At 45.3% G+C, this 501-nt stretch carries 1 protein-coding gene; it reads left to right on the top strand.

Annotation, left to right across the window (positions count from 1 at the left end; genetic code table 11):
• Positions 1 to 501 (top strand): FAD-dependent oxidoreductase (locus HUN22_RS17655; protein WP_174732081.1); only part of this gene is annotated, 501 nt, incomplete at both ends.

The following is a 501-nucleotide window of genomic DNA, read 5'->3' as shown; positions in this document are numbered from 1 at the left end:
AGACTGCAAATGGCTTGGTTGAAGTTGAACTTGAAAACGGTGCAAAACTTGAATCAAAAACCGTGATCCTTTCAACAGGTGCACGTTGGAGAGAAATGAATGTACCGGGTGAACAAGAATACCGTACCCGTGGTGTCGCGTACTGCCCACACTGTGATGGTCCATTGTTCAAAGGCAAACGTGTTGCGGTGATTGGTGGTGGTAACTCGGGTGTTGAAGCTGCGATTGACCTTGCTGGGATTGTTGAGCATGTGACTCTGGTTGAATTCGATACCAAACTTCGTGCTGACCAAGTCTTGCAAAACAAATTGCATAGCTTGCCAAACACCACTGTGATTATGAATGCATTGAGTACAGAAGTGCTGGGTGATGGTTCACAAGTGACTGGTCTTAAATATAAAGACCGTGCCACTGACGAAGAGCATGTGGTCGAGCTTGCAGGGATCTTTGTACAGATTGGTTTATTGCCAAACACTGATTTCTTGAAAGACAGTGAAGTTG

It is taken from the genome of Acinetobacter lactucae, assembly GCF_013344765.1.
GTDB lineage: Bacteria > Pseudomonadota > Gammaproteobacteria > Pseudomonadales > Moraxellaceae > Acinetobacter > Acinetobacter lactucae_A.
The sequence above is the reverse complement of the archived record's forward strand: the minus strand, read 5'-3'. Positions and strand labels throughout refer to the sequence as shown.